Annotated in this window: 4 protein-coding genes and 1 pseudogene; 2 read left to right on the plus strand and 3 right to left on the minus strand. The window is 60.8% G+C overall.

Annotation, left to right across the window (positions count from 1 at the left end; translation table 11 throughout):
• The 3 genes and pseudogenes from J8I87_RS42795 to J8I87_RS42805 all read right to left on the minus strand — a co-directional run.
• Positions 1–318 (minus strand): annotated as a pseudogene (locus J8I87_RS42795) (hypothetical protein); the annotation flags it as partial.
• On the minus strand, positions 315–638 hold the full coding sequence (locus J8I87_RS42800; RefSeq protein WP_209938627.1) for an AAA family ATPase: 324 nt from the start codon (positions 636–638) through the stop codon (positions 315–317). The pseudogene J8I87_RS42795 and the gene J8I87_RS42800, both read right to left, overlap by 4 nt.
• Positions 639–1013: 375 nt before the next feature.
• Positions 1014–1412, minus strand: a complete 399-nt coding sequence (locus J8I87_RS42805; protein WP_209938628.1) for a RidA family protein — start codon at positions 1410–1412, stop codon at positions 1014–1016.
• A 901-nt stretch (positions 1413–2313) separates the two neighbouring features.
• Here J8I87_RS42805 and J8I87_RS45890 point away from each other — a divergent pair.
• Together J8I87_RS45890 and J8I87_RS42810 are read left to right on the plus strand one after the other, a co-directional pair.
• Positions 2314–2445: a hypothetical protein gene (locus J8I87_RS45890; protein WP_280923161.1), complete on the plus strand. Its 132-nt coding sequence runs from the start codon at positions 2314–2316 to the stop codon at positions 2443–2445.
• Between the two features lie 416 nt (positions 2446–2861).
• Positions 2862–7419, plus strand: a 4558-nt coding sequence (locus J8I87_RS42810) for an AAA family ATPase (RefSeq protein ID WP_209938630.1), incomplete at its 3' end; no start/stop codon positions are given.

The following is a 7419-nucleotide window of genomic DNA, read 5'->3' on the forward strand; positions in this document are numbered from 1 at the left end:
TACGGGGTACGATGCTTGCCCATAATCGGCACCTCCTTCTCCAAAGGATAGATGTCCGCTTTTCTGGGTCAACTTCAAGGCTTCGGGATCAAGTTCGGCGAGACGTCGACAGACGACCGAAAAAGCAGAGGCCTCGGTTGGTCCTGCGGCGATTAGTGTGCGGCGAGCGAGTAGCCCCCCGCAAAAGACCGTCCTGAATGCCTTCCTGTAACGCTTCGGCTTAACATTTTCACGGAGTTCAATCTCGCGCTGCGTTAATGCGCCCTTGGCGTTACGAGCGAGAACCACGGTGTCTTCAGTCTGCGTTCCAGAACTCAATGCGGTCTCCAAAGCGGGCTCTCTCCCCCAAGAATAAGGTGGACGATAACAACTTCAATCCGGATTATGGACGGCTCGCCGATCTCACCCGAAGCCGCAACCCTCGACGGTCTATTGAAGTAGTGGCCGTTGTAGAAATCATGTTCACTGATTGGTGGTACCCGATGCAGCCGTTCCGGTCCGAGTGCCAGGTCGAGAGCCTCGAGAGCGGTTGTTCTGCCGGTATTGTTGTCGCCAATTAAGATCTCGTGCTTCGGTAGGAGCAGCGTCGCATGCCTTATGCCGCGGAAGTTTTCGATGCACAGGCGGGCTATGCGCATGGTAGATCCAATTTGGACGCATATTATGATGCGGCTACTTGCGACGGTGTCCGGAATGAACTTACGAGCGGACGTATATTACGCGGTGCGTTTTGGACGTGCACTGCACGATGTGATGGGGCAGGACTTGAAAATGTAGCGACGGCGTGGCGGTCGCGATGGGAGAGCACCCGCCGGTATACGCTTCCGGAGCGGTCCGGCGAGTCATACGCAGATACCGGGCCTGCTTGGCGCATTCGTTATGCAGTAACAAATCTGTTGCGGAAATCTCTGTGTCTTTTTTGCTTCGAAATAGGGTCTCGTGCTCACGGGCCGGGCGACGTCTTCGATTCCGGATGGCACCACAGCGCGTCTGTGGGCCATCCCGTCGAAGGATTAGTTCGATCCAGGGATACGAGCGATGACCTTGATTTCGAAGTCGAAACCGGAAAGAAAGTTTACGCCGACCGCAGTCCAGTTCGGAAGTGGTCCGTTGCCGAACGCCCTTTTGCGAATAGGCTGGACGGTCTTGAACTGCCCCTTCAGATCGGTATGGAACGTGGTGACGTCGACAACATCGTCGAGGGTACAACCAGCGGCCTCGAGTACAGCGGTGAGATTGTCGAAGGCAAGCTGAACCTGTTTGGCGAAATCGGGCTCGGGCGTGCCGTCCTCAAGGCTGCCGACCTGCCCGGACACGAACAGCAGATCGCCTGCACGGATAGCCGCCGAATAGCTGTGATTCTCGTAAAGAGCTTGCCGAGTCTTCGGGGAAATTACTTGTCGCTTGGTCATGATCTATGCTCCGGCTTGCGCGAAAGTGAATGGCGGCCGACCATCAGCCGCCGCAGTGAAAATGCGTGATCTAACGACCTGGCTCTACGACCTTCCTCCTTGCGGGGCTAGCGCTGCTGCGGCTTGAAGCCTGCGGATATCTAATTTGCGCACTCCTGTTAAAAGCTAACGTGGGGGTGGGTAGTCACTCAATTCTAGGACCACAACGACCGTTGTCCACGGCATCGAAGTACATGATTGCTATACCTAGGTAGGTATGGACGACGAGCACGCAGAGTAAGCGTTGCTTGCCTCGCGTGTTGGCAGCGAAATATTCTATGTTCAGAAGACGTGAGGCGCGGTGAGCTGCTCAAGGTGCTGTGGTGGAGCGGCGATGGAATGTGCCTGCTGATGAAGGGTTCGATCGCCGTCCGCGGCTTATGGGCGTGCGCGTGTCGGCGTTGGAAAAATCACGTTTCGCATGTGCGGGTAAGCTGCAGCCGCCGCGCAATCGCCCGGTCGACACGTCAGCGAAACAACCGGATCTCTTGGGATGCGGACCGCACACCCGTTACCTGGTCGTGGCCGTTCACGTTTTCCGTTGCGTTCATGTAGTCGCGGCGACCACAATGCTAACGCCCCGTTTGTTCTTATCGTCGAAGTCTACAAGCCAAACCGTTTGAAGGTTTGCCTGCCCACGAGTATCGAGTTCATCGGTCACTCGAAGCTGACGCATGTTGATAATTATCTTGAGCACTTTCGATCGCGAGCGCTTCTGGATGACCGACGACGACCAAGGGGACGGACTCCTCACGACCCGATATAGCGGTCTATCGTTCGCAGAAAAATCGAGTGGCCGGTATGCGAACTCAACCGGCCGCTCGGCCCAGATCAGAACCGGTTCCCCATCCAGGATAGCGGCATGAATATGTTTTCGTGGCTGTGCGCGGCCGGCGCGATTATCCTCTGGTCGTCGTTCGCGACGCTGGTCTCCCACGCGCCGAACGTGCCCCCGCTCTTGCCGACGGGCGTGGTGCCGGCGTCGGGAGTGTGATTTGTCTGCGCGGCGCGGATTGCGTCACGAAGATGGCCGGCGCGATGGTCAGCTTCGGCGGCTGCATTGACGCAATCGGTTCCGTCTCGGGTGGCCTGGCGTTCAGTCTGGCGCATGCCGTCGTGTATGAGATGGCGAGCGTTATCAACCCATCTTTTCATCAGACTTCACGCGGGTATCTTTTTCGCCGAAACGGACTGAGTGGTGCCTGGCCCGATGCCGGAGGCAATCGACGTAGCGTGAACGCCGGTCCCGACAAGCTCCTCTGACTACTATCGATGGCACCGCGGTCGCCGAGGTGTATCCTGATGTAATCATGGCTTTCGTGGGAACGAATGTAGCGTCTCAACCCATGACGGGCGGCGGCATGATGGTAGCCTTCGCCCGATAAAGACCTGCATAGGGTTCCGGTGCCAATGGGTAACAGCCTCCAGATCCTGTGGGACGATGGCGAGCGCGTCCTGTGTCGAGGGCGGCGCCCGCGCGAAGGCGGCAGCCACAACGTCCTGCTGGTGCGGCCCGCCGCTGAACATCCATCACCCGCCAGCGTTGATCGCCTCGTTCACGCGTTTGGCCTGAAGGACGAACTCGATGGCGCGTGGGCGGCGCGACCGCTGGAACTGGTGCGCGAAGGCGGCCGGACCCTGCTGGTGCTCGAGGACCCTGGCGGTGAGCCGCTCGCGCGTCTGCTCGGCGCGCCGATGGAGATGGGCGATTTTTTGCCGCTCGCTGTCGGCATCGCTGCGGCGCTAGGCAAGCTTCACCAGCGCGGTCTTGTTCATAAGGATCTCAAGCCCGCGCATATCCTCGTACATTGCGCCGACGGACAGGTCCGGCTCACCGGATTCGGCCTCGCCTCCCGGCTGCCGCGCGAGCGACAGGCGCCCGAACCGCCCGAGACCATCGCTGGCACGCTCGCTTATATGGCACCCGAGCAGACCGGCCGGATGAACCGCTCGATCGATTCGCGCAGCGACCTCTATGCGTTCGGCGTCACGCTTTACCAGATGCTGACGGGCGTGCTGCCGTTTAAGGCCGCTGAACCCATGGAATGGGTGCACTGCCATATCGCCAGAAAGCCGGTGCCGCCGTGCAAGCTGGTGGAGACCGTCCCTGCCGTGGTCTCCCACATCGTCATGAAGCTGCTCGCCAAGGCGGCCGAAGAGCGCTACCAGACCGCCGCCGGTGCTGAGCATGATCTGCAGCATTGCCTCGCCGACTGGCAGCGTCGGCACCGCATCGATGCCTTCCCGCTGGGCGAACACGACACGCCCGACCGGTTGCTGATACCCGAGAAGCTGTATGGGCGGGAGCGCGAGGTCGCCACCCTGGTCGCCACGTTCGATCGGATCGTTGGGAGCGGCCCGCCTGAGCTGGTGCTGGTCTCCGGCTACTCCGGCATCGGAAAATCGTCGGTCGTCAATGAACTGCACAAGATGCTTGTGCCGCCGCGAGGGCTCTTCGCGTCGGGCAAGTTCGACCAGTACAAGCGCGACATCCCCTATTCGACGCTGGTCCAGGCATTTCGAGGCCTGGTGCGCCCGCTGCTCGGCAAGCCGGACACGGAGCTGGCGAGCTGGCGCGACGCATTGCTGGAGGCGCTGGAGCCCAATGCCCGGCTCATGACCGACCTCATCCCCGAACTGAAGCTCATCATCGGTGAACCGCCACCCGTCCCGACACTTGAGCCGCAACAGGCGCAACGCCGTTTCATGCTCGTGTTCCGGCGTTTCATCAGTGTATTTGCCCGGGCGGAACATCCGCTTGCGCTCTTTCTCGACGATCTGCAGTGGCTCGATGCAGCGACGCTCGACCTGCTCGAGGACCTGCTAACCCACGCGGATCTGCGGCACCTGATGCTGGTCGGTGCCTACCGCGACAACGAGATCGATGCCGCGCATCCGCTGATGGTCAAGCTCCAAGCCATCAGGAACGCAGGCCTCAAGATCAATGAGATCACGCTGGCGCCGCTCGCCCGTGCGCATATTAGGCAGTTAATCGCGGAAGCGCTTCACTGCGAGCCGGCGCGCATCGCACCACTGGCGCAACTGGTCCATGACAGGACGGGTGGCAATCCGTTCTTTGTCATCCAGTTTCTGCACGCGCTTGCCGAAGAAGATTTGCTCACCTTTGATCATGACGCGGGGCAGTGGTGCTGGGATCCCGATCGCATCCATGCCAAGGGTTATACCGACAACGACGTGAACCTGATGGTTGGCAAGCTAAGCCGTCTGCCGGCCGAAGCGTTGCAGGCGTTGCAGCAGTTGGCGTGCCTCGGCAACATCGCCGAGCTGCCGACGCTTGCGCTCGTCCTCGGGACCTCCCAGGAGGAGGTTCATGGAGTACTGTGGCCGGCCGTCCGTCACGAATTTGTCGAGCGCCTGGCGGGCGCCTACCGGTTCGTGCACGATCGCATACAGGAAGCGGCCTATTCGCTGATCCCGCCGGAACGGCGCAGCGAGGTGCACCTTCAGGTAGGCAGACTGCTCGCAGCGCATACGCCTCCTGAGAAGCAGGAGGAGGCCATCTTCGACATCGTCAACCACCTTAACCGAGGCGCAGCCTTGATCGCCTCGCAGGACGAGCGCGAGCAGCTGGCCGAGCTCAATCTGATCGCAGGCCAGCGCGCCAAGGCTTCGGCCGCCTATGCGTCGGCGCTGACCTACCTCGCCGCCGGTGCGGCCTTGCTGCCGGAAGATGCCTGGGAGCGCCGGAACGAACTGAGCTTTGCACTGGAGCTGCAGCGCGCCGAATCTGAGTTCGCGACGGGCGCGCTGATGGAAGCGGAGGCACGCCTGGCGGCGCTGTCAACGCGCGCGGGTACCACAGTCCAACGCGTAGCGGTGGCATGTTTGCGGGTCGATTTGTACATGACCACCGATCAGAACGACCGGGCCGTCGCCGTCGGTCTCGACTCCCTCCGCCACCTTGGCATCGACTGGCCGCCGCATCCAACCGAAGAGCAGGCGCGCCGCGAATACGAGCGGATCTGGTCGCAGCTCGGCAGCCGCACGATCGAGGAGCTCCATGAACTGCCGTTAATGAGCGATCCCGACGCGCTGGCGACCGTAGAGCTCCTGATAAGAGTGGCGGTGCCTGCGTACTTTAGGACGACGTTGCAGTTGTTTTCCCTGGCAGTCTGCCGGGCCGTCAACCTCAGTCTTGAGCACGGTCACAGCGACGCCTCATGTGTGGCATATGAGCTGTTTGCCATGTTGGCCGGGCCCTATTTCGACAACTATGACGCTGGATTTCGATTTGCCCGCCTCGGGTATGAACTCCCTGAAAAACCTGAACTCAAGCGTTTCCGGGCCAGGACGCTTCAGACATTCGGGTTCATCAGCGCCTGGACGCGGCATGTCCGGACAGGACGTGACCTGCTACTGCGCGCGTTTGAAATCGCGAACCGTATTGGCGATTTGACCTATGCGGGCTACGCCTGCGCTCAACTGAACACCAATCTTCTGTTGGCGGGCGATCCGCTCGACGAGGCACAAAGCGAAGCGGAGCGCAGCCTCCAGTTCGCAAACAAATTGGGGTTCGGTGTCATCGTCGCCTGGATCACCGGGCAGCTCGGGCTTATCCGGACGCTGCGCGGTCTCACAACGGAATTCGGTTCGTTTGATGATGGGCGGTTCAACGAGCTCGAGTTTGAGCGCAATCTGTCAAGTCATCCGGCATTGGCCGTTGTCGAATGCTGGTACTGGATACGCAAGCTGCAGGCGCGCTTTTTGGCGGGTGACTATACGGCAGCGGCCGATGCCTCGTCCAGAGCGCAACCGCTGGTGAAGGCTTCGCCGTCGGTGTTAGAAACGGCGGAGTATCACTTCTATGGCGCGCTGACGCAGGCCGCATGTTGGGACATGGAAACAGCCATGTCGCGGCAGCAGCACTTTGAGGCCCTCCCCGCTCATCACCGGCAGCTCCAGGTGTGGGCCAAGAATTGCCCCGACAATTTCGAGAACCGCGCCGCGCTGGTCGGTGCGGAGGTCGCCCGGATTGAAGGCCGCGCGCTGGATGCCATGGACCTTTACGAACAGGCCATCCGCTCGGCGCGCGCCAACGGCTTTGTCCACAACGAGGCACTCGCCAATGAACTTGCCGCACGGTTTTATGCGGCGCGTGGGTTTCAGACGACTTCGCGCGCCTACCTGAAGGAAGCCCGTTACTGCTATATCCGTTGGGGCGCCGACGGGAAGGTGCGGCAACTCGACAAGATATATCCGTACTTGAGAACGGAAGAGACCGTACTCGCTCCGACGAGGACGGTCGAGGCATCGGTCGAACAGCTCGACCTCGCCACTGTGATTAATGTCTCGCAGGCGGTGTCGGGTGAGATTGTCCTGGATAAACTGATCGACAAGTGCCTGCGCACGGCACTGGAACACGCGGGTGCCGAGCGCGGCCTGTTGATGCTTGCGCGAGGCACTGAACAGCGGGTCGCGGCAGAAGCCACGACCGGCGGAGTGACGGTCATTGTGCAACGGTGCGATGCGCCCGTGACCGCGGCCGCGTTGCCGGAATCGGTTCTGCACTACGTTGTGCGCACCCAGGAGAGCCTGATTCTCGACGATGCGGCTATAGAGACGTCGTTTGCCGCAGACCCCTACATCGATGAGCGCCAGCCGCGCTCCATTCTTTGCTTGCCCTTGACCAACCAGGCGAAGCTCACCGGCGCGCTCTACCTCGAAAACAGTCTGACTGCCCGCGTGTTCAGCCCGACCAGGATCGCCGTGCTGAAGCTGTTGGCCTCGCAGGCCGCGATTTCGCTGGAGAATGCCCGCTTGTACCGCGATCTTGCCGAACGCGAAGCGAAGATCCGGCGCCTCGTCGACGCCAACATCATCGGGATCGTCGTCTGGAATGCCGGTGGCGACATTCTTGAGGCCAATGACGCATTTCTTCGCATGGTGGGATACGAGCGGGAGGATCTTGTCTCGGGTCGCGTGAGCTGGAGGGATCTGACGCCGCCAG

This window comes from Paraburkholderia sp. LEh10 (genome assembly GCF_017814945.1).
Lineage (GTDB): Bacteria > Pseudomonadota > Gammaproteobacteria > Burkholderiales > Burkholderiaceae > Paraburkholderia.

What these genes read in the sequence shown, in the direction of transcription:
- J8I87_RS42800 (WP_209938627.1), bottom strand. Translation starts at nt 638, where the DNA reads ATGCGCATAGCCCGCCTGTGCATCGAAAACTTCCGCGGCATAAGGCAT.
- J8I87_RS42805 (WP_209938628.1), bottom strand. Translation starts at nt 1,412, where the DNA reads ATGACCAAGCGACAAGTAATTTCCCCGAAGACTCGGCAAGCTCTTTAC.
- J8I87_RS45890 (WP_280923161.1), top strand. Translation starts at nt 2,314, where the DNA reads ATGAATATGTTTTCGTGGCTGTGCGCGGCCGGCGCGATTATCCTCTGG.